A 21,209-nucleotide genomic window follows, 5' to 3' on the forward strand; every position below is an offset into this window, starting at 1 on the left:
GCTGTTTATCTCACGAAGGCGTTGGCCATTCCGCCGTCGACGTTGAGGATGTTGCCGGTGGATTTATCGAGAATGGTGAGGGCGAACACGCCGTTGGCAATATCCTCGGGCCGAATGATTTGGTTGAGGAGATTGCGCTTAGCGTAGTGGGCCGGCAATTCTTCGACGGTGATGCCGTAGGCTTCGGCCCTGCCTTGCGCCCAGGCGCCTTCCCAGATTTTGGATCCGATGATGACGCCGTCGGGATTGACCGTGTTGACCCGGATACCGTCCTTGCCCAACTCGGCGGCCAGGAGGCGGGCCATGTGCTGCTGGGCGGCCTTGGCGGTGCCGTAGGCAACGTTGTTGGGACCGGAAACCAGACCATTTTTACTGGCGATGGGAATAAGGTCGCCGCCCAGTCCCTGCGCCCGCATAAGGCGAACCGCCTCCTGAGCGAGGGTGAACTGTCCCTTGACCAGTACATTCTGCAGAATGTCCCAGTCCTCATCCGTGGTTTCTTCCAGCGGTTTGGAGATGGCCAGACCGGCACTGTGCACTACGATGTCTACGCCTCCAAATTCCAGCGCGGCCGTATCGAAGGCGGCGGCTACGGAAGCCGCATCGGTGACGTCGCACACCGCGTAGGCCGCGGTATCCGGTCCGTAAGTAGCGTATGCCCCCCGGAGGCGTTCCTCGGCGATGTCGGCAAGCACCACCACGGCCCCTTCCTCCACCAGCTTATCCGCGATGGCCTTGCCGATGCCGCCGCCGCCGCCCGTTACCAGGGCAACTTTACGCGACAGGGGTTGCTCCTTCGGCATGCGTTGCAACTTGGCCTCCTCGAGCAGCCAGTACTCAATGTCGAAGGCTTCCTGCCGGGGCAGGGAGGTGTACGCCGAAATCGCTTCGGCCCCGCGCATCACGTTGATGGCATTAACGTAGAACTCGCTGGCTACGCGGGCGGTCTGTTTGTTCTTGGCGAAGCTGAACATGCCTACCCCGGGGTAGATGATGATCACCGGATTAGGATCGCGGACGGCCGGACTGTTATTTCGTTTATGCACCTCGTAGTACTGCCGGTAGCCCGTACGGTACTCGATGAAGGCCGGCCGCAGTTTATCGAGCACCGCCTGCGGATCGCTCAGGTCCTCCTGCGTCTGGAGTTCGAGCACGAGGGGTTGGATCTTGGTCCGCAGAAAATGGTCGGGACAGGAAGTGCCCAGCGGGGCCAGGCGACCCAGGTCGTAGCTGTTAATAAACTGCAGCACGGTATCGCTGTCGTTGAAGTGGCCGATCATCCGGTTCTCCGAGGAGGCCAGTCCGCGCAGCAGCGGCATCAGTTGGGCGGCCTTCGTGCGGCGGTCCGTGGCGGCAAGCGGTCTGACTTTTTCGCCGCCGAACACTTTTCCCTGCCGCTTGACTTTCTCCTCAATGTACGCGGAGGCCATTTCGATCACCTCGAGGCTGTTCGTGTAGCACTCGTAGGAGGTATCGCCCCAGGTGAAGAGTCCGTGGCTACCGAGAATAATACCCCGGATGCCGGGGTTCTCGGCGAGGCAACGCTCCAGTTGCAGGCCGAGGTCGAAGCCGGGTCGCTGCCAGGGTACCCAACCCATGGTATCGCCCCAGATTTCCCTGGTCACCGCTTCGCTGTCCCGGGCGGCGGCTACCGCGATCACCGCATCGGGGTGCAGGTGATCGATGTGTTTGAAGGGCAGCAGGCCGTGGAGAGGCGTATCAATCGAGGGGGCCTTGCTGTCGAGATCGTATATAGCGTGGTTGAACAGGCCGACCATGCGATCTTCGTCCTGCAGTCCGCCATACACCTTCTTCAGGTTGCGGAGTCGTTCGGTATAGATACCGGCAATGCCGGAGCGGGTGAGGGTACCGATGTCACCGCCGGACCCCTTGATCCACATGACCTCCACTTCTTCGTTAGTCAGGGGGTCGCGCTCGGTGGTCTTACAGCTGGTATTGCCGCCGCCGTAGTTCGTGATGCGTAGGTCGGCTCCCAAAATATTGGACCGGTAGAGAAATAGGGACACCTGATCGTCTCCGAGCCGCCTGGCTTCCTCTTCCTCCCATAGATAGTCTACGTATTTGAACTTGGTGGCGGTAGAATTCATGTTCCGGAAGGTGTTTGTAACGGTTGCTAAAGTAGCGCGGCCGGCCAGGCTCCCTATCCTGTACTGTCCAGTCCCGCAACGTGGCCTTAATTTCGAACACGCCCCGCTCCGGCAGGATAGAAAATGGTCAAACTACGGTTACCTTACCCACATCCAAACAAGGAGCGAGACCTACCGGAGACTACCAATGACGGGGGCTTTGCCTGCTTAGCTCCGCACCCGCGCGCCCGCCCAAACCGGCTTCACCATACCTCATGAAAGTTACGGACCACATACAAATTCGGGACGATTCACGGATCCCTAAGTACCAACAGATCGTTGACGGCATCATCGAGAATATAGCGAGCGGCAAACTGAAGATCGACGATAAGATTCCTTCCATCAACGCGCTCAGCGAGCACTTCCTGCTTTCGCGGGATACGGTGGAGAAAGCCTACAACATCCTGAAAGACCGCAAGGTCATCACCTCGGTCAAGGGGAAGGGGTTCTACATCACGCGCACCAAACTGATCTCGAAGGTCAACGTACTCTTCCTCGTCAATAAGCTGAGTAGCTACAAGATGCGGATCTACAACTCGTTTGTGGCCCGCCTGGGGGGTAATTCACACACCGACCTGCACGTCTACCACTGCGACGAATCGCTGTTCCTGAATCTGCTCACCAAGAACTTGCTGGCGTACGATTACTACGTGATCATGCCCCACTTCAAGACCACCGCGCTGCAGCACATCAGCTCCACCGACGAAGTGCTGCGGGTACTGAGGAAAATACCGGAGAGCAAGCTCATCATCATGGACAATGACTTGCAGAAGCTGCCGGGTAACTACGCCGAAGTGTACCAGGATTTCAAGGGGGACATCTACACCGCCCTCACGCAGGGGCTGGAGAAAATAAAGAACTACCGCCGGATCATCATGGCCTATCCGGCGCAGTCGGTCTACCCCTACCCCAGGCGCATCCTGCACGGATTCCGCCAGTTCTGCGTGGAAAACAGCCTGCCGTTCGAGGTCATCGACGAGATCTACGACGATACGGTGATGCACGACGGCGACCTGTTCATCACCATCGAGGAGTCGGATCTGGTGAGCCTGGTCAAGCAGGTGCGCGACAAGGGCATGGTGCTCGGCGAGGACATCGGGATCATTTCCTACAACGACACCCCCCTCAAGGACCTCCTCGGCATTACGGTCATCTCCACGGACTTCGACCAGATGGGCCGCACCGCCGCGGAACTTATCCTGGACAAACGAACGGCCAGCGTAAAGAACCCCTTCCGGCTGATCGAGCGGGAGAGCCTGTAGCACTTATCCACCGAAATTCAGCCTTGACCATTCGTAAAGGTGTGTCTGTCGGCAGGTATCGGTAATTGTCGTATGCCACGTCGCTTCCGAACGACCGGCCAAGCTTCATGAGCGTGCACGGGCGGCGGGGCGCGGGAGCCAAAAACAGGATACCGTAAAAACACCGAAGTCACCGAACAACTGCGTGCAATGATTGTACGGAAGCATGCACCACACAATTTACGCAACCGACAAACCGTAATAAATAAGCGAAATACCGGCGGAATTTTACCACCCGCCCGGCATCTCCGTTGCGGTAGGGTATTACGGGTCACTCGTATTTCTCTTTTACCCCGCTCCAATCCGTTACCGCTCAGTGCCCGAACCTAAAATTTTCAGGACGCTCTCTACATGATGTTCCCCGTAATGCCCGCAGACCCAAGTACGTCATGAACAAGGACCTTCCATCGGTCGACGGACTCCACCGGGCCATCTTCAGGGCGTCGACCAAGCCTTATCTGTTGCTGCGCCCGGATGAGCCCCGCTTTACCATTGTGGAGGCCAACCCCGCCTTTGCCCGCGCCACCCTGTCCTCCGGCAGGACCATTGCGGGACTAGGAGTCTTTGAAGCTTTCCCGGATAATCCGAACGACCCCACCGCCGATGGCGTGGAAAAGTGGGCCGCCTCGCTGCGTCACGTGCTCGAACACCGGCAGCCCCACCAGATGACGGTACAGAAGTACGACGTGCCGCGCCCGGAAAGTAAGGGCGGCGGCTTCGAGGAAAAGTACTGGCAACCGATGAACATTCCCATCTTCGGGGACGACGGCTCCGTTCAGTACATTCTCCACGAGGTGGAGGAAGTGACCGAACAGATCAAAGCCGAGTCAGACCGCAACCGCTTCTTCGACATTGCCACCGACGTTCTGGTCAAAGTCAACTTCAACGGCTACTTCACCGAAATCAATCCGGCAAGCAAGGCTATTCTGGGGTGGACGCCCGAGGAGATGACGGCCCGACCGTGGATCGATTTCGTGCACCGGGATGATCTCCCGGCCACCCTGGATGCCCTGGACCGGGCGCTGTCCGGAAATATCCGGCTGCACGTGGAGAATCGCTATCAGTGCAAGGACGGCAGTTACCGCTGGCTGAGCTGGCATACCCAGACCGTCATGGCCGAACAGGTTATCTACTGCACGGCCAGTGACATTACCCAGCAGCGCCGGCTGTGGTCGGTTGCCGCGGGACAAAAGGAGGCACTGGAAATGTCCGTGAAGGGAGAACCTTTGAATGCAGTGCTCGACCGGCTCGTGCTTACCATGGAGGAGCACGCCGGCATGGGGATACGTACGTCCATTATGGTCATGTCGCCGGAAGGCGACCGGCTCCGGGTAGGGGCGGCCCCCAGCATTCCGGAGGCCTACAACCGCCTCATCGACGGCATGCCCATCGGACCGGGCATGGGCTCCTGCGGGATGGCTGCGTGGTCGGGCAAACCCTACGTAGCTTCGGATGTCCTGACCGACCCGAACTGGGTCCACGGCCGGGAAGCGGCCCGCGCCCACGGAATCCGGGCCTGCTGGTCTACGCCATTTTTCTCCAGCGCCGGGGAAACGCTGGGTACCTTTGCTCTGTACTCCGACCGGGTGCTGTCACCCAGTCCGGGCATGCAGCAGTTGATCGACCTGATCTCCCGCACCGCCGCTACGGTGACCGAACGGGAACGCAACATCATCGCAAAACGACAGGCCGAGGAGCAACTCGTCCAGGCACGCAATGAGGCGGAGGCCGCCAACCGGGCTAAATCCGAGTTCCTGGCCAATATGAGTCACGAGATCCGCACCCCCATGAACGTGGTCGTCGGGATCGCGAACATCATGGCCCGCCACGAAAACCTGACGGAGCCCCAGGCGGAACTGGTGCGCACCCTCCAGAATAGTGCCGATTCCTTGCTGGACCTGATCAACGACCTGCTCGATCTTTCCAAGATCGAAGCGCAGAACATCGAATTCGAGCCGGTCCCCTTCAGCATCACGCAGTTTTTGCAGGAGATCACCGATATGATGAACGTGCGGGCGCAGCAGAAGGGCCTGCGCTTCCTCGCTTCGGGGGCCTGTGATCAGCACCACGTCATGATCGGCGATCCCACGCGCCTGCGGCAGGTCATTATGAATCTGTGCAGCAACGCGCTGAAGTTCACGGATACCGGTACGGTTTCCATTCACTTATCGTGTGAGTCCTCCCAGATGCCGGACGTCGCGGAAATCAAGATCTCGGTACAGGATACCGGGATCGGCATCGACGCGGAGAAATTACAGACGATCTTCAACAACTTCACCCAGGCCGACAGTAGCATCAACCGCAAATTCGGGGGTACCGGACTGGGTCTGTCCATCACCAAACGCCTGGTGGAATTAATGGACGGCGAGATCAGCGTCGAAAGCACCCCGGGAGAGGGATCTACCTTCACGGTCACGATTCCACTACCTATCGACCGGCAAACCCGGATCGAGGAACTCTCCGGCCCCACCGGCAAGGCCGGACTACCCCCAGCGGACGAAAGCAAAAAGATTTTGCTCGTCGAGGACTTTGAGCCCAACGCGTTGATCGCGGCCCGCTACCTTAAGATATTCGGTTACCGCTACGAAATTGCCCGCAACGGGATCGAAGCCGTGAGCAAAGCCCGCTCGGATAATTACGTCGCCATCCTCATGGATGTGCAGATGCCCGAACTCGACGGACTGCAGGCTACCCGCCGCATCCGGGCGAACGAGCAGGCATCGGGCAGAGGCCACACGCCCATCATCGCCATGACGGCCTATGCCCTGGCCGGGGACCGGGAACGCTGCCTGGCGGCGGGGATGGACGCCTACATACCAAAGCCGATCAACGCCGATGAATTACGGGAAAAGCTGGATAACCTCGTACTCGCGTAGCGCCCACCGAAGGCCCCATGGTACAGGATGGTTCAGGGCATCGAATAGGATACTTTTTCGGTATGATCCGCAAAGCTTTCGTTATGAAGGTGTATCCCGACAAGATCGAGGAATACACCCGGCGCCATAATCCCGTCTGGACCGATCTGGAAGCCCTCCTGAAGGCGCACGGGGTTGCTGACTACTCGATCTATTGGCAGCCCACAAGCTGCACGCTTTTCGCCACCGCCCGGGTAGCCTCCGAGGAACAGTGGGCCGCCATCGCCCGTACCCCCATCTGTAGAAGATGGTGGGCCTACATGCAAGATATTATGGAGACAAATCCGGACGACAGCCCGGTCACCACGGAGTTGCGGGAGGTTTTCCACCTTCCCTGAGGGAAAACAGCCCGCCAGCCGAAACGACCTGGATAACAAGGTCTGTTCAAAGTGTCAGAATGTGGATCGCCCGGCCGGCGGAGCTGCCATTCAGTAGGATATCCCCTAAAATAGGGATATTCGCCCACCAATACACCATCTTTACCCCCAGATGCGGGCATTCCTCTGCGAAGGTGGCCAAAAAGACGATCAACGGATGCTTTTCCCGGACGACTACTGCCGTCCCACCGGCGCGTGTTCAGCCGAACGCTGCTCCTCGGCGAGGTGATCGAGGTACAGGATGCCGTTGAGGTGATCGACCTCGTGCTGAAAGATAACGGAGGTAAAATCCTCCACCATCTCAATGCCGTGGGTGCCGTCGATTCGGTCGTATTCCAGCAGGATCGCATAGGCACGCGAGCAGGTATCGGCCCGGTTGGGAATGGACAGGCAACCCTCCCGGTTACGCTGCTTTTTGTCGGAATACTGAAGGATGCGGGGGTTCAGGTAAACTTCAAAGGGCAGTTCCTCCTTGTCCAGCCGCTGGACCCAGATGATGTTCTTAAGAATACCCACCTGGGGGGCGGCAATGCCCAGGCCCAGGGAGGCACTGTCCGTAACCGTAGCGTGTAATCTACTTACGAATCGCTGCAGGACCGGGTCCCGGGGATCCACCCGTACGTCCTCGCTTTGCGTACGCAAGAGGATCGAGTCGGTATAATTCGTGATCTTCCATACCCGCATGGGGGTTTCCGGTCCGGCGGCCATGATCATCGTTCACTGGTCCGCCGTGAAGCCGGTCCCCCGGGAACTTACGGAACCCGCGGCCGAGCGCGGAGCAAGACAGGAAGCCATCAGTGCGAAGAGGCAGGCGAGTGCGCCGAGTACAAGGAGCCGGGAGAATGGGGGCATCGAATCGGAATTTGCGCGGCCGAAAAATAACTTCCGCGAACACGGGACGGCGAATCTACGACGTAGCGGATCGGCCTTCCGGATCAGGTTGGCTCCCGCGCTCCGCCGCCCTACCGGGGGAGAGGCGTACTTTAGGCGAAGAAAGCACGTACCTCATTTATCGTTCCCGGATCGAAGTACCCGGAACCATCGTTCGACCAAACACACCAACCTCAACGCTATGCAAAGATTACTCGCGCTACTGTTCTTCTTTGGTTTGCTGCTCTCGTGCGAGGAAGGCCAGCAGTTCAGCTCCCTGGACCCTGTCAACTGGCAGAGCCGTACGGTGACCTCTCCGGTAGTAGATTCGCTGGTTACGGGGTCGACCTACTTGTCTGTCTACTCCTCCATATACAGTCTTACGGAGCACAAAACGCATAATCTGACGGTCACGGTAAGCCTACGCAACGCCAATCGAACGGATACGGTGTACGTCGACCTGGCGGAATACTTCAACACGACCGGCCACCTCATTCGCACCTACTTTAACCGACGCATCTACATCGCGCCGATGGAAACCGTAGAGATCGTGATCGACGAGATGGATAAGGAGGGCGGCACGGGAGCCAACTTTCTGTTCGACTGGGCCGCCGCTCCGGACGTGAACCCACCGCTGTTCGAGGCCGTGATGATTTCGACTTCGGGCCAGCAGGGACTATCGTTCACCACGCTCGGCGTGCCCATCGACTAAGTTTTTACACCATGTATTCCCAGGCCGTTTGGTAAGTGCCCGCGCGTTCGACGTAGGCCAGGAACCGTGCGAAGAAAGGATCGTTCCCGACCGTGGCGCTGTCCCCGATGACCACCAGCTGCACCTTAGCGCGGGTAAGGGCCACGTTCATCCGCCGGTAGTCGGCGAGGAAACCGATCTCGGACCGGGGGTTAGAGCGAACGAGGCTCAGGTAGACCACCTCTCGTTCCCGGCCCTGAAAACCGTCTACGGTATTGATCGTGATGTCCAGGTCGGCCAGTCCCGCAACCTCCTCAATCCGCTCTTCCGCCCGGACGACCTGCTCGCGGTAGGGACTGATGACCGCCACGCGGGGCAGGGGGTATTCGGGAGGGATGCTTCCCTGCAGCAGGATCAGGTGCTCCACGAGCAGGTCCAGTTCACCGTCGTTGTAGCGGCTGCGGAACTGGGGGTGCAGTTTCTCTTCGAAGCCCGTGCCGGCCGTATCGATGAACACCACGCTGTCGGACAAACTCACGCCGGGCAGGGTACGGTGAGCGATGCCGGGGCCCGCCTCCAGCTTTCCTTCGTAAAAATAGTCGTTGCTGAAACCCATGATCCGTTCGTTCATACGGTACTGGACCCTGAGCAGAGCGTTTCTGCCGTGGCGTTGCAGTGCCTTTTCCAGCAGGGTGATGCCAAATCCTTCCCGCTCGGCTTCCTTGCTCTTCACGGTGGGGGGCAGTTGGAAGGGATCGCCGGCGAGTACGACGCGATTGCTGCGGTTGATTGGAATCCAGCTGGCGGGTTCGAGGGCCTGGGCGGCTTCGTCGATGATGCAGGTTTTGAAGGTCCGGTCACCCAGGACGGAACTGGCCGCTCCGACCAGCGTACACACGATGACGTCGGCCGCGTCCAGGATGTAGCTCAACAGATGATCCTCGAGTTGCGTGGCCCAGTTATTTAGCCGGCCGGCCTCCCCGAAGGTCATACCCTTTTCCCGCCCCCGCAGGCGCCCGGCTTTTTTGCGCAGTTCGGCGGCTTCCCGACGCAGTTTTTTGACCTGCTTGGTATCTGGATGGCGGGCGACTTGTACCTCCAGGGTATGGTTCATCACCTCTTCTTCGACCCGGCTGATGTTGCCGGTGCGTACCACCCGGATGCCCCGCTCGGCCAGGCGCAGGGTCACCAAGTCGGCCGCGCTGTTGCTGGGGGTACAGAACAGGATGGTAGATTCCGACTTGATCAATTCTCCCACCGCCGCCACCAGGGTGGTTGTTTTTCCGGTGCCGGGCGGACCGTGAATGAGACTGAGGTGGCTGGCTCCCAGAATTTCCCGGACCGCCTCCCGCTGGCTGGCGTTGAGCTCCGCCAGATGGGCCACCGCGGCTTCCGGCACGGGGCGGTACTCCGCGGGGCGGACTCCCATAAGGACGTCCCGCAGCTCGGCGGTCCGGTCACCGCGGGCGGATTCCAGTCGCTGGATCGCCTTATCCATTTCGACGTAGGTACGCTCATCAAACATGAGGTCGACACCGATCCCGCCCCGTTGCAACCACTGGGGGTGATCGTCGCCGCCGAGGATGATTTTCATCTTGTCCTTCTTCACGTACTGGATCACGCCGGAGCGCTGGGGGGAGCGGGCGTCGGGTTGGGAGGTAAACAAATTTACCGAGGTACCCGCCCGGAACTGGTGGGCCTCCTCCCCCTCCCGGCTTACGATCACGAAGGGGCGCCCCGCCAGCCCGTAGTCCGTTTTGGTTACCTGTAGGGGATACCAGCAATAGCCCTTCTCCACCCGCTGGACGAGCGGCATAGCCTGGATGATTTCGAGATGCAGGCGGCGTTCCTCCTGCCGCTCGAGGTCGATAAGTTTGCGAAGATGAGTAAGCTCCGCTTGCTGTTGGTCCGTCATGCGTGCAGAGAATCGCGGCGGACGGCCTTTTGTTGAGTACGGGGGGGTACGCAAAGAGCATGAGGTAAGAATTCATTCACTAAAGCCCCCCTTGATTGGCGCAATCACGTCAATTCCGTTCACACCGGCCCCGGAGCAGCCGTCCTCAATCAGCGGAGCGGCAACGCCCTTCGCGATCGTAACCGTTCGGAGAGGCTTCGCGGTAATATCAAATGAAGTTTCCGGCCGTCAACCCCACACCGGCCCCGGAGCAGCCGTCCTCAGTCAGCGAAGCGGCAACGCCCTTCGTGATCATAACCATTCGGAAAGACTTCGCAGTAAATTTCAACGAATTCCCGGCCGTCCATCCCCCACGGCCCCGGAGCAGCCGTCCTCAGTCAGCGAAGCGGCAACGCCCTTCGTGATCATAACCATTCGGAAAGACTTCGCAGTAAGTTCCAACGAATTCCCGGCCGTCAAACCCACCACGGCCCCGGAGGGGCCGTCCTCAGTCAGCGAAGCGGCAACGCCCTTCGCGATCGTAACCGTTCGGAAAGGCTTCGCGGTAATTTGAATTAAAGTCCCCACCCCACCCACACCACGGCCCCGGGGGACTGAAATTTTTGCAGCACAATAAGCCGCCCACCGAAAGTTTGACAGTTTTATATTCTGTCAAATTGTCCTCCACCAATTATGGCACCGTCCTTGCTTAAATACAAGCGACAATCCATTCACAAACCTAAATCATCGAGTCATGAGAACCAATAGTTTGATTCCCTCCGTCTCCCGGTTTCTGGATGACGACTGGAACAACCTTTTTGATTGGCGGAACCGCAATTTCAGCAGCACCACTACTACCCTGCCTTCGGTCAACGTCAAGGAAACGAGCGACGAATTCGTCGTGGAAATGGCTGCACCCGGCATGAAGAAGGACGACTTCGACATTCAGCTCGACAACAACACCCTGACCATCCGCAGTGAAGTGCATAACGAGAACGAGGAGCAGAACAACGACGGCAAGTACACCCGCCGCGAGTTCAGCTACCAGTCGTTCCAACGCACCTTCAACCTCAACAACCAGGTAGTGGACGACGCCAATATCCACGCCACTTACCAGGACGGCATCCTCCGCCTCATCGTGCCCAAACGGGAAGAGGCCAAGGAGAAACCGGCCCGCCAGATTGAAGTCGCCTAAGCGATCTGGCCCATACGACGACGGCGGACATCCTCCCGGATGTCCGCCGTTCGTTTTTTCCGGAGTATCCGGTCAGAGAGCGAAACTCATCCCGGCCCCTACGTTCCAACCCTGAAAACCGACCTTATCCCGGACGACCGGAACGTCGTAGGGCTGGCTCAGGTCATGGCTATACCGCGCCTCGAGGAAGAGAGCGTTGTGCTGGCCCACCCGCGCCCGGGCCCCCAGTCCACCGACTACGGCTACGTTAAAGCGCTGGTAGTTGATCGCGTCCAGGTCCACGTCGGTGGAGTACAGATTTAGCTCAACGATCGCCTTGGCCGAAGTCGTCACCTTTCCTCCGGTGGCGTATCCTACACTGGGCCCCAGCAGGGCGTAGGGTTGAATAGCACTTTCCGTCGGCAGGTTTAATTGCACGAGCAGGGGCGCTTCCAGGTAACTGAAACGAGTCTTGGCGAACGCGCCGAGGGGTAGCTTTACGCCGGCGAGTTCCACGTCATCGGTGAGGCCGACGCCGGTGCCCCGCTTGGTGTATTCCAGTCCGGGCCGAAGACTGAGGTAGTCCGTCACCGGCAACTCGGCGAAAAAGCCGAAAGAAGGTACCCCTACGCCGACCGTGCGATCGGTAATGGCATCAAAGGTTTCTCCCGACCGGAGCGAGGATTGACCGAATCCCGCCCGGATCCCGAAGGTGGACTGAGCGGTAGCAATACCGGAGACGAGCAGGGCAAGTAAAAGCAGCAAATGGGTTTTCATGGTAGTCAATTTGCTCCTCTAAACGAAGGGAACGAGGCAGCTGACGCAAAGGATAGGTTAAGGGGATGGTTAGGGTTTGGTTAAGGCAATTCTAGGCTTGCATACGCTCCCGCAATAGGCTCAACTCCGAAAACCGTGGCCACCCTTACCCTCTCTCCGGGTACGCACGGGGGCTAGCCGGAAACTCTCCGCGAAGTAGTAGCCGGATGGCGTATTTCTCCGTGAGGTCCACGCGTACAACGATACCATTTGTCTCGGCACCGATTCCCGCGGCCCGTGTACCCTACCCGCCGCTGCCCGGCAAGCGAATAACGGGGACTCTCCCCCGTAGCCTCATTACCGCTGACTACGGATATCCTGGCAACGGGTTATCTTCCCTTCGAATGGAAATCAGGATAGCTACTATTGACTGTCAGCCAGTTAGGTCCTAAAATTTTAATGATAATAAATTTTCCTCCCGTCCTTCACCGACTCGATACACTCAATAATTTGCTCCTTAATCGGGCGGGGACGGTTACAAGTATTCACTACTCCACGAATTATTTAATACGCCAGACTCCATTACATGAAAAAGAACACCGTATACATCGCCAAAAGCCTGGATGGTTTTATCTCCGGAAAGAACGGGACGCTGGACTGGCTGGAATCCGTTCCCAATCCCGCGCAGGAGGACATGGGATACAGTGTGTTCATGAAGGAGATCGATGCCATAGTGATGGGACGGAATACCTTCGAGACCGTCCTGAATTTCGATATTGATTGGCCGTACACGCAGCACGTTTTTGTCCTGAGTCGCACGCTGAGCGAAGTGCCGGAAGACCTGCGCCAAAAGATCACCATTCTGAGCGGCACCCCGCAAGAAGTGCTCGACGAAATTCACCGAAGAGAGTACTTCCGATTGTACATCGATGGCGGGGTGACCATCCAAAGATTCGTAGCGGAAAATCTGATCGACGAGTTCAGGATAACGACCTTCCCCATCTTGCTCGGTGAAGGCGCTCCCCTTTTCGGACCGCTCTCGGAACCACTTAGGTTAGCATACGTAAGGTCTGACGTATACCTGGGCCAGCTGGTGCATGATGTCTATAGGAAAATCGGTTGAGCCGCGGCGGCCCGGGCAGTCAGGAGACGTTTAATTGGGGCAGCTACTTCAATACCCAGTACTTCGCCGATCCGCAAGAACAACTCATCGGAATCCTGATGAAACAAACCCAGGGAACCTCCCGCGACCAGACGGCCTGGAAGTTTCGTCTGCTGGTGGGCGCGGCAGTAGACGATTAATTCGGAACTGGCGCGGACGCGGGTGCAATGGCCATCGGTTTAAGCCAAGTTGGTTGGCATCCGACCCAGATGCGCTGGACCCGCGACCCCGCCAACGTCCAACTTTACCCCTTCGGGAAAGCACGGCTGCCCTAGTGGGACCGCAAAGTAATTTTTAGGGTTGTACGTGATTTTAACACGCGCTCCGCTTCAGCAACTGGTATTCCCCCTGCTTTTTGAATTCACGGATCGACATACCGGTATACTTTTTGAACGTCTTCGAAAGATGACTGACGTCGGTAAAGCTCAGTTCGTCCGCGATTTCGGTAAGGGTGTGATCCGAATTGAGCAAACGGATTTCCACGAGTTTCAACTTGGCTTTGATGATGTATTCCCGCAAGGACATCCTCACTTTTTTCCGGAAAAACTCGCTCAGGTAGGTGGGCGAAAGCAAGAAGGTACTGGCCAGCTGCTCGACCTTCAGGAGGTGGGGCTCGCTGAGGTGTTCGTTAATGTAAGTCAGCAACTTGGTCACCCGATCATCTCTCTCGGCGGGGTCCGTCACCTCGTAGGCCGGACTCTGCTTGATGTTTCTCAGGAGGATTTCGAGGATAGCTGTCATCAAGCTCTTGATCAGGGCGGGAGAGTTCGACTGAAGGTTGCGATTCTCGCGTAAGATCAGCCCGATCAGCGTAGTGATATGCTGGCGGTCGAGATCACTGCGGATAATGTCGCCGGGCAGTTGGTTGTAATTGGATAGTATATAGGCAGCTTCCCTGAACCACTCCCGTGGACTCTGGGCGTCCTCCCCCTGCTCGCTGAAAAAGTTAGACGTGAATTTTAAGAACACGAAGCTGGTCCGCTCCCTGATCTGAAAGGAATGGCACTTCAGGGGCGGCAGCAGAAATAGACTTCCCTTACCGTACTCGTGGAAGTTGTAATTGATGCACTGCGTCCCTTTTCCCTCATTGATCAGCACCAGTTCGAAAAAGTTGTTCTTGACCGGGCGTTGCTGCCACTCATTCAGCTCAGCTTCATGTATTTCGAAAGGTTTATAGGCTTCCAGGACTTGCATTTCTGGGGAATTTTGCGACAAAACTAGCCTCATTAAGGCCAAATTCGCAACACCACGGAAGGAATAACCTTGATTTTTACTACTACAACCCTCCGATGTACCACAACGTTCCGGTGCGGTTGGCGGAACTTTGTAGTGCAATTGGATGACCCACTTGCGTAAAACAACGTAATGATGAAAGCAATGCTGATCAAAACCTACGGCGAGCAGGCCGTTTTCGAAAGTGCGGAAGTCGACAAGCCGCAAGTGAAGGAAGGGCACATCCTGGTAAAAATCGCCGCCTCCAGCGTAAATACGGTGGATACCATGATCCGCACCATGGGTAAGGATTTGCCCCTGTCGCCCGATACGCCCGCCATTCTGGGGATGGACTTTGCCGGGACGGTGGAGGCCATCGGTGAGGGGGTAAGCGATTTTGCCCCCGGCGACGAGGTCTACGGATGCGCGGGTGGCGTAATCGGTCTGCCGGGGACCCTGGCGGACTACATCGTGGCCGACAGCAAACTGACGGCCCGGAAGCCGAAGAATTTATCGATGCGCCAAGCTGCCGCCCTTCCGCTGGTTGCCATAACCGCCTTTGAAGGCCTGGTGCGCGCGGGAATTAAGTAGGGACAGAAGGTACTAGTACACGGCGGTGCGGGTGGAGTCGGCCACGTGGCCGTACAACTCGCTAAATACTTTGGGGCCGACGTCTACTCGACCTGTAGCGGAGGGGAGCAGATGGAACTGATCGAACGGCTGGGAGCAACCGCCATCGATTACACGACGGAGGAAGTCGGGGATTACGTAGCCAAGTATACCGACGGCGCGGGTTTCGATCTGATCTTTGACTCGGTGGGCGGTGCCAACCTGACGAAATCCTTCGCAGCGGCCAGACTCAATGCGCAAATCGCGACGACGGTCTCCCTGTGTGAACTGGATCTGTCGCCCGCCCACTTCAAGGGTCTGTCGATCCATGTGGTATTCATGCTAATTCCGATGCTACACGATTATAAGCGCGAGGACCACGGAAAAATTCTCAGCCGCCTGTCCCAAATTATCGAGGAGGGCCGCCTCAAACCGGTCGTGGATGAACGTAGGTTCTCCCTCGAAGAAGCGGGAAAGGCGCACGCCCACCTCGAAAGCGGAAACGCCATCGGGAAGGTGGTCATTGAAAACCGGGTGAACTGATCAGTAGCATGAACCGATTTGAGTCGATCAACCCGGGCTACGCAAGCGTCTTCAAACCCAATCGCCTGAGTGTGGGGATCGTTGTGCCGATTGAAAATTATGGCCACAGTTTGGTTCCCACTATGCAGCACCACGTAGAAAGGGTGCGTTTGGTGGAGCAACCTGGTTTCAAAGCGCTCTGGGTCAGAGATGTTCCCTTCAACGTGCCGTCGTTTGGGGATGCTGGGCAGACCTTCGATCCCTTTACCTACCTGGGCTTTCTGGCGGGGCAAACCAGCAAAATCACCCTGGGCACGGCTAGCATCGCTTTGCCGCTGCATCACCCGGTGCACGTTGCCAAGTCCGCGGCAACCGTCGACCAGTTGTCTAGTGGTCGATTCATCATGGGGGTAGCTTCGGGCGACCGACCTAGTGAATATCCCGCGATGAATGTTGACTTTGCGGAGCGCGGAAAATTATTTGAGGATGCCTTTAACTATATCCGCAGGGCGCAAACAAGTTTTCCAACGCTGAACGGCAATAGCTACGGTAGACTGACCGGACAAATGGATCTGCTACCGAAGCCGGTTTTCCACAAAATTCCGATGCTGCTGACCGGATCCAGTCGCCAGACAATGGAGTGGAACGCCCAACACGCGGACGGCTGGATGTCTTATCCGAGAAGTCCGATGCAGCAGGCTTACGCCATCGATCAGTGGCGAAAATTGGTGGCCCGCCACCATGATTTCGATAAACCCTTCATGCAGCCCCTGTACGTCGTTCTCGAAAAGGAAGACGGCTTCGGGCCACAACCCATTCAGCTGGGATTCCGGACGGGAACGGATTACCTGGTCGAATACCTGACCGAAATGCAAGGCATCGGGGTCAATCACGTCGCCATAAATCTCCGGTTCAATACACGGGACACGGAAGCGACCCTGAGCGAACTGGCGGAAAAAGTGTTGCCCCACTTTCACGCTATAACAGCACAACCAGCACAGTCATGAATAAGACTATCTTGATCACGGGAAGCACGGACGGTATCGGTAAAGCGGCAGCGATGATGCTGGCCAAAGCCGGTCACGACGTCTACTTACACGGAAGGAATCCGGATAAACTGGCAGCGGTGATTGCCGAAGTGAAGTCGGCTTCCGGGAACGAAAATGTACATGGCTTCGTAGCGGATTTCTCCGTTTTGCGTGCGGTTCGGAATCTGGGCGCGGAAATACTACGGGAACTACCAAAACTGGATGTCCTCATCAACAACGCCGGTGTGTACAAGAGCAATGTAGCGAGCACTATCGATCGGTTGGACATGCGTTTTGCCGTCAATTACTTTGCCCCCTTGTTGCTGACCAGAGTATTACTTCCACTGCTGAGGAAGGGAAGTGCGCCCCGAATTATCAACGTAAGTTCGGCGGCGCAAGCTCCGGTTTCGGCGGACGCCTTGGTTGGCAACGAGCGCTTGTCTACCCAGTCCGCCTACGCGCAAAGCAAGCTGGCCCTGACGATGTGGAGTACTGACCTGGCGCAAACTGAACCCGGCATAACGGTGATCGCGGTCAACCCGGGTTCGTTACTGGACACCAAACTGGTACGGGAGGGCTTCGGGCGTAGTTGGTCATCAGCGGATAAGGGAGCCAGCATATTGTTTGATCTGGCGGTAGCGGAGAAATACGCAAACGCCTCGGGTAAATACTTTGACAATGACCTGGGGACCTTCGGAATGGCACATCCAGCCGGCGGTAGTAAGGAGACGGTAAATGCACTTCTGACCACGACCGACAAATGGCTGACCAGACACGAACTGTAACGTCATTTAAAGTGAAGGGCTGAAAACATGTTGTATACCCGCGAGCCACAACCGCGGTCATCATTTTGGAATATAGGCCTGGCGGTCGGTCACTTCAGAAGATGTTTTAGGACTCATGGATAGGCAATAAACCATTTACCTATATCAAACCGAAGTACAGGCGGAAACACGCCATTTTGAACTAACGGACAATCCGAAACGGTAGCTTTGTATATTCGACATCATGAAGAGGCCGATCACAAAATTGCTGCAGATTGTTACCGTACTGACTGGCATCACGGCGCTGTATGCTCTGATTAGGTTACCGATGCTGGAGGGAAGGGCCGCTAATTTGGATGTGGTCAGCATCTACCTCGATCCGTTTATCCTGTATGGATACCTCTCATCAATATTCTTCTTCATTCTATTATACCAGGTATTTCTACTATTCGGATACATTGGCCGGGATGAGCTTTATTCAGTTAAGGCAACTATAGCGGTAAGACGTATTAAATTCTGCGCGGTTATTTTCGGTATGTCGATTGTGGCTGCAGGATCGTACATAAGTGCATTTCATCACGAAGACGATGACCCGGCCGGATTTCTCGCTATTTGCATAGTAGGCTCCTTTATCACTATGGGGATTGCCATCGCTGCATCGATTTTCGAAACGTACCCGAAGAGGGCCGCCAACTCCGAATCAGGGAACGGGGTACTACTTTAGGCGTTATCTACCGCTTAACCCCCCGGCCCGAAACCGCTAGTATTGCTGCAGCCCGTATGTGCAGCTAAGCCGTATTGATTGCTTTCTCCATACTAGCTCCGCACCCGCGTGCCCCGCCGCCCCGTTTTGGCCTACCTTGCCGACGTGAAAAAGCCGACCAAAGCCAAACTGAGAGCCGTTGCGGCGGATCGCATCGCCTTCGCAAAGGAGGTGCGGCATGATTACCTCGACGGGGAGCTGGACCCCATCCGTACGCCGTCGGGACTCGGCTATTTGATCCACGCTGCCGGCGAAGGCATCCGGCCGAAGCCGGGACAGCGCGTGGAAGTCCACTACGTCGGGCTGCTCGAGGATAAGCCGAGCGTGTTCGATGAGTCGTTCAGTAGCCCGAGGGGGGTGCGGTTTTTGCTCGGAGCCGGCGAGGTGATTCCGGCGTGGGACGAGGCAATCGCCCTGCTGCGGTGGGGGGATGAAGCTACGCTCTTCGTACCCTCCAAACTGGGTTACGGACCCAAGGGCAGGGGGCAGGGAATTCCGACAAACAGTAACCTGATCTTCTACGTAGAGATCGCGTCGGTGGGGTAAATGGATACAGACAGCTCGAACGGTTATGAAGAAATAGCCCGCAGGTTTATCGAAGTCCGCGGCAGGAACGTGAATGGGATTGGCGCCGCCACGGTCCGCAAGTGGTCGGAAGCTCTGCCGCAGCAGGCTAGCGTACTGGACCTCGGATGTGGAACGGGAATTCCGATCTCCGGGGTACTGGTCGACCGGGGGATCGCCGTATACGGAATAGACGCATCACCTGCTTTACTTGCCGCCTTTCGGGAAAATTTCCCAACACTGCCCGCGGCCTGTGAGCGAGTTGAGGAGTCCACTTTTTTCGGGCGGCGGTTCGATGCGATTGTGGCGATCGGTTTGGTGTTCCTGCTGTCCGAAGAAAGCCAGGAGGCGCTCATTCGGAAGGCGGCCGATCACCTGCTTAGCGGAGGGAGGTTGCTGTTTACCGCTCCGGCGAGTGAGGTCGAGTGGGAAGATACTCTGACCGGACGGCGATCAGCATCGCTGGGGGCGAAGAGATACCGGACGTTGCTTGCGGATGCGGGATTTAGCCTACTAGCGGAGTACACGGACGCGGGGGATAATCATTACTACGATGCCGTGAAGGCGTGAGCCGCGCTGCTACCCGTATTCGCGCGGGATAGCGGGATTGGTCGGCAGGAAGGAGGGTTTCGGTCGATAGACTTTGCGGGTTGCCCGGGTGGGGCGTTCCTTGAGCGCTCGCACTTATTCGACCGAACCAATAGTACTTAACGGTGAAATTTATTCGTATTTTAATCGCCGCCATCGGCCTGCTTTGCTGCATTGGTTGCCGAAACAATCTCATTGTGGTACCGGAGTCCCCCTACCCCATAAGTGAGGATGCATTTTCGGTGGATACCATAGCCCGGGGGCTCACCATCCCGTACGGCATCGCGATCGTGGGTGAGGACGAATACTTTATCACGGACCGGGTGGGCAAACTGGTCCACTATGCTAACGGCATGCTTGCTGAAGTGACCGGGATGCCGCCCGTGGCAACCTTCGGCACTCCCGGTATCCCCGCCATCCTGCACGGTGGACTGATGGACCTGAGCCCCCACCCCGCTTTTGCCGACAACGGTCTCCTTTACGTAGCCTACCTGGACACCACCGGACTCGCCCGGGTATCCCGCTTTACGGTACGGAATAAGACGGCCACCGATTTCAATCCCATTTTTACGACCAGAAACCCAAACTGGACCGGGAACGGCATGCGGATCGTCTGGGAGGATAGCGCTCACTTCTTTTTAAATATCGGCAACTCAGACTGGTCGACTTTCAGTCATCCCGTGCTGTATGCGCAAGACCTCGACCACGATGCCGGGAAAATCCACCGGCTGCGGGAAAATGGAGACATCCCCCCCGATAATCCGATCTTCGACGGTCGGACCACCCCATCCAGCATCTGGAGCTACGGCCACCGGGACGTACAGGGCTTATACTACGATACTTCGTCCCATACCCTCTTCGGCATCGAGCATGGTCCGCAGGGCGGAGACGAATTCAATGTCATTGAAAAGGGAAAGAATTACGGGTGGCCCCTCTTTAGCTATGGCATCAACTACGACGGTCAGTGGGCATCGACCATCACCGAAGATTCCGCGGCCACTTTCACCGTCCTTCCGGAACACTACTGGACCATTCCGACGGACTACGGCGGGCAGGCGCTGGCCCCCGCCTGTCTCCTAAAAGTCGATAGCAGCAGCGTCGCCGACTGGAACGGCCACTTTCTCTTCGGCTCCCTCGCCTACCGAAGACTCATGAGGTTCAACCGAAAAACCGGCGAGACCTTCGGATTAAACATCGAAGGAAGGGTACGCACCATAAAACAGCTGCCCGGTGGCGATATCATCGCCCTGATTGAGCGCAATGATTTGACCAAGGCGAATGGAATAGTGGTGCGCATTGGGGGGGGGGTGAATGAACGATAGTAATTCGTGTTTAATCCGTGGCCATCCGTAGTGAAGTCGTCCCTAAATCCCGTCTCGGGCTGCAAGCCGCTCGACCTAGCATCCGTGTTTAATCCGTGCCCATCCGTGGTGAAATCATCTCTAAATACCATCTCGGGCTACAAGCCGCTCGACCTAGTATCCGTGTTTAATCCGTGGCCATCCGTGGTGAAACGTCTCGGACCAGAGGCCACTCGACCTAAGAAGATCCGTGAGCCATCAGTGTCCATCCGTGGTGAAATCATCTCTAAATACCGTCTCGGGTTACAAGCCGCTCGACCTGGCATCCGTGTTTAATCCGTGGCCATCCGTGGCGAAACGTCTCGGACCAGAGGCCACTCGACCTAAGAAGTTCCGTGAGCCATCCGTGGTGAAATCATCCCTAAATACCGTCTCAGGCTACAAGCCGCTCGACCTGTCCATCCGTGGTGAAATCATCCCCCAACGCCGTCCTGAAGCCATCGGATATCACCACATAATTGGCTCCATACTACCCCGCCCGAGTTTTGTCAATTCAGGTATCTTACCGGTC

The 21,209-nt window shown here is 57.1% G+C and carries 18 protein-coding genes and 2 pseudogenes; 14 read left to right on the forward strand and 6 right to left on the reverse strand.

Annotation, left to right across the window (positions count from 1 at the left end; translation table 11 throughout):
• Positions 1-5: 5 nt before the first annotated feature.
• Positions 6-2,108 carry a bifunctional aldolase/short-chain dehydrogenase gene (locus tag NMA52_RS08675; RefSeq protein ID WP_254827268.1) on the reverse strand — a complete coding sequence of 701 codons (2,103 nt, stop codon included), beginning with the start codon at positions 2,106-2,108 and terminating at the stop codon, positions 6-8.
• A 254-nt stretch (positions 2,109-2,362) separates the two neighbouring features.
• Between NMA52_RS08675 and NMA52_RS08680 the strand changes: the two genes are divergently transcribed.
• The 3 genes from NMA52_RS08680 (at position 2,363) to rhaM (ending at position 6,701) form a co-directional block, all read left to right on the forward strand.
• Positions 2,363-3,409 (forward strand): GntR family transcriptional regulator, encoded by a 1,047-nt coding sequence (locus tag NMA52_RS08680; RefSeq protein WP_254827269.1) that lies wholly within the window; start codon positions 2,363-2,365, stop codon positions 3,407-3,409.
• Between the two features lie 428 nt (positions 3,410-3,837).
• Positions 3,838-6,324: an ATP-binding protein gene (locus NMA52_RS08685; protein WP_254827270.1), complete on the forward strand. Its 2,487-nt coding sequence runs from the start codon at positions 3,838-3,840 to the stop codon at positions 6,322-6,324.
• 62 nt (positions 6,325-6,386) lie between these two features.
• On the forward strand, positions 6,387-6,701 hold the full coding sequence (rhaM, locus tag NMA52_RS08690) for an L-rhamnose mutarotase (protein WP_254827271.1): 315 nt from the start codon (positions 6,387-6,389) through the stop codon (positions 6,699-6,701).
• Positions 6,702-6,914: 213 nt separating this feature from the next.
• On the opposite strand, the gene NMA52_RS08695 is transcribed toward rhaM, so the two are convergent.
• Positions 6,915-7,448 (reverse strand): peptide deformylase, encoded by a 534-nt coding sequence (locus NMA52_RS08695; RefSeq protein ID WP_254827272.1) that lies wholly within the window; start codon positions 7,446-7,448, stop codon positions 6,915-6,917.
• A gap of 9 nt (positions 7,449-7,457) precedes the next feature.
• A complete protein-coding gene (locus NMA52_RS18815; protein ID WP_256534205.1) occupies positions 7,458-7,592 on the reverse strand; it encodes a hypothetical protein in 135 nt (44 codons plus the stop codon).
• Positions 7,593-7,812: 220 nt separating this feature from the next.
• Between NMA52_RS18815 and NMA52_RS08700 the strand changes: the two genes are divergently transcribed.
• Positions 7,813-8,322: a DUF3124 domain-containing protein gene (locus NMA52_RS08700; RefSeq protein WP_254827273.1), complete on the forward strand. Its 510-nt coding sequence runs from the start codon at positions 7,813-7,815 to the stop codon at positions 8,320-8,322.
• A gap of 4 nt (positions 8,323-8,326) precedes the next feature.
• Here the strand turns inward: NMA52_RS08700 and NMA52_RS08705 are convergent, their stop codons facing one another.
• Positions 8,327-10,216 carry an AAA domain-containing protein gene (locus tag NMA52_RS08705; RefSeq protein ID WP_254827274.1) on the reverse strand — a complete coding sequence of 630 codons (1,890 nt, stop codon included), beginning with the start codon at positions 10,214-10,216 and terminating at the stop codon, positions 8,327-8,329.
• 733 nt (positions 10,217-10,949) lie between these two features.
• Here NMA52_RS08705 and NMA52_RS08710 point away from each other — a divergent pair.
• Entirely contained in the window at positions 10,950-11,390 is a 441-nt protein-coding gene (locus tag NMA52_RS08710) for an Hsp20/alpha crystallin family protein (protein ID WP_254827275.1), read from the forward strand.
• 72 nt (positions 11,391-11,462) lie between these two features.
• Here the strand turns inward: NMA52_RS08710 and NMA52_RS08715 are convergent, their stop codons facing one another.
• Positions 11,463-12,146 carry a porin family protein gene (locus tag NMA52_RS08715; RefSeq protein WP_254827276.1) on the reverse strand — a complete coding sequence of 228 codons (684 nt, stop codon included), beginning with the start codon at positions 12,144-12,146 and terminating at the stop codon, positions 11,463-11,465.
• A 565-nt stretch (positions 12,147-12,711) separates the two neighbouring features.
• Between NMA52_RS08715 and NMA52_RS08720 the strand changes: the two genes are divergently transcribed.
• Together NMA52_RS08720 and NMA52_RS08725 are read left to right on the forward strand one after the other, a co-directional pair.
• Positions 12,712-13,248: a dihydrofolate reductase family protein gene (locus NMA52_RS08720; protein WP_254827277.1), complete on the forward strand. Its 537-nt coding sequence runs from the start codon at positions 12,712-12,714 to the stop codon at positions 13,246-13,248.
• A pseudogene (locus tag NMA52_RS08725) lies at positions 13,236-13,427 on the forward strand (serine hydrolase); the annotation flags it as partial. The gene NMA52_RS08720 and the pseudogene NMA52_RS08725, both read left to right, overlap by 13 nt.
• A 172-nt stretch (positions 13,428-13,599) precedes the next feature.
• Here NMA52_RS08725 and NMA52_RS08730 read toward each other — a convergent pair.
• A complete protein-coding gene (locus tag NMA52_RS08730) occupies positions 13,600-14,481 on the reverse strand; it encodes an AraC family transcriptional regulator (protein ID WP_254827279.1) in 882 nt (293 codons plus the stop codon).
• A gap of 174 nt (positions 14,482-14,655) precedes the next feature.
• Between NMA52_RS08730 and NMA52_RS19125 the strand changes: the two are divergent.
• The 7 genes and pseudogenes from NMA52_RS19125 (at position 14,656) to NMA52_RS08770 (ending at position 20,659) form a co-directional block, all read left to right on the forward strand.
• Positions 14,656-15,651, forward strand: a pseudogene (locus NMA52_RS19125) (zinc-dependent alcohol dehydrogenase family protein).
• Positions 15,652-15,659: 8 nt separating this feature from the next.
• On the forward strand, positions 15,660-16,637 hold the full coding sequence (locus NMA52_RS08745) for an LLM class oxidoreductase (RefSeq protein WP_254827282.1): 978 nt from the start codon (positions 15,660-15,662) through the stop codon (positions 16,635-16,637).
• The gene (locus tag NMA52_RS08750) at positions 16,634-17,443 is read left to right on the forward strand and encodes an SDR family NAD(P)-dependent oxidoreductase (protein ID WP_254827283.1); all 810 of its coding nucleotides are present in this window, start codon (positions 16,634-16,636) and stop codon (positions 17,441-17,443) included. The genes NMA52_RS08745 and NMA52_RS08750 overlap by 4 nt, the downstream gene beginning before the upstream one ends.
• Positions 17,444-17,666: 223 nt before the next feature.
• Positions 17,667-18,146 carry a DUF2975 domain-containing protein gene (locus NMA52_RS08755; RefSeq protein WP_254827284.1) on the forward strand — a complete coding sequence of 160 codons (480 nt, stop codon included), beginning with the start codon at positions 17,667-17,669 and terminating at the stop codon, positions 18,144-18,146.
• Between the two features lie 144 nt (positions 18,147-18,290).
• Entirely contained in the window at positions 18,291-18,731 is a 441-nt protein-coding gene (locus tag NMA52_RS08760; RefSeq protein ID WP_254827285.1) for an FKBP-type peptidyl-prolyl cis-trans isomerase, read from the forward strand.
• Complete coding sequence (locus tag NMA52_RS08765; RefSeq protein WP_256534207.1) at positions 18,732-19,319, forward strand: bifunctional 2-polyprenyl-6-hydroxyphenol methylase/3-demethylubiquinol 3-O-methyltransferase UbiG; 588 nt, start codon at positions 18,732-18,734, stop codon at positions 19,317-19,319. It abuts the gene before it with no gap.
• Between the two features lie 215 nt (positions 19,320-19,534).
• Complete coding sequence (locus NMA52_RS08770; RefSeq protein WP_254827287.1) at positions 19,535-20,659, forward strand: PQQ-dependent sugar dehydrogenase; 1,125 nt, start codon at positions 19,535-19,537, stop codon at positions 20,657-20,659.
• Positions 20,660-21,209: the final 550 nt, after the last annotated feature.

Source organism: Lewinella sp. JB7, from assembly GCF_024297185.1.
GTDB lineage: Bacteria > Bacteroidota > Bacteroidia > Chitinophagales > Saprospiraceae > Neolewinella.

What these genes read in the sequence shown, in the direction of transcription:
- NMA52_RS08675 (WP_254827268.1), bottom strand. Translation starts at nt 2,108, where the DNA reads ATGAATTCTACCGCCACCAAGTTCAAATACGTAGACTATCTATGGGAG.
- NMA52_RS08680 (WP_254827269.1), top strand. Translation starts at nt 2,363, where the DNA reads ATGAAAGTTACGGACCACATACAAATTCGGGACGATTCACGGATCCCT.
- NMA52_RS08685 (WP_254827270.1), top strand. Translation starts at nt 3,838, where the DNA reads ATGAACAAGGACCTTCCATCGGTCGACGGACTCCACCGGGCCATCTTC.
- rhaM (WP_254827271.1), top strand. Translation starts at nt 6,387, where the DNA reads ATGATCCGCAAAGCTTTCGTTATGAAGGTGTATCCCGACAAGATCGAG.
- NMA52_RS08695 (WP_254827272.1), bottom strand. Translation starts at nt 7,448, where the DNA reads ATGGCCGCCGGACCGGAAACCCCCATGCGGGTATGGAAGATCACGAAT.
- NMA52_RS18815 (WP_256534205.1), bottom strand. Translation starts at nt 7,592, where the DNA reads ATGCCCCCATTCTCCCGGCTCCTTGTACTCGGCGCACTCGCCTGCCTC.
- NMA52_RS08700 (WP_254827273.1), top strand. Translation starts at nt 7,813, where the DNA reads ATGCAAAGATTACTCGCGCTACTGTTCTTCTTTGGTTTGCTGCTCTCG.
- NMA52_RS08705 (WP_254827274.1), bottom strand. Translation starts at nt 10,216, where the DNA reads ATGACGGACCAACAGCAAGCGGAGCTTACTCATCTTCGCAAACTTATC.
- NMA52_RS08710 (WP_254827275.1), top strand. Translation starts at nt 10,950, where the DNA reads ATGAGAACCAATAGTTTGATTCCCTCCGTCTCCCGGTTTCTGGATGAC.
- NMA52_RS08715 (WP_254827276.1), bottom strand. Translation starts at nt 12,146, where the DNA reads ATGAAAACCCATTTGCTGCTTTTACTTGCCCTGCTCGTCTCCGGTATT.
- NMA52_RS08720 (WP_254827277.1), top strand. Translation starts at nt 12,712, where the DNA reads ATGAAAAAGAACACCGTATACATCGCCAAAAGCCTGGATGGTTTTATC.
- NMA52_RS08730 (WP_254827279.1), bottom strand. Translation starts at nt 14,481, where the DNA reads ATGCAAGTCCTGGAAGCCTATAAACCTTTCGAAATACATGAAGCTGAG.
- NMA52_RS08745 (WP_254827282.1), top strand. Translation starts at nt 15,660, where the DNA reads ATGAACCGATTTGAGTCGATCAACCCGGGCTACGCAAGCGTCTTCAAA.
- NMA52_RS08750 (WP_254827283.1), top strand. Translation starts at nt 16,634, where the DNA reads ATGAATAAGACTATCTTGATCACGGGAAGCACGGACGGTATCGGTAAA.
- NMA52_RS08755 (WP_254827284.1), top strand. Translation starts at nt 17,667, where the DNA reads ATGAAGAGGCCGATCACAAAATTGCTGCAGATTGTTACCGTACTGACT.
- NMA52_RS08765 (WP_256534207.1), top strand. Translation starts at nt 18,732, where the DNA reads ATGGATACAGACAGCTCGAACGGTTATGAAGAAATAGCCCGCAGGTTT.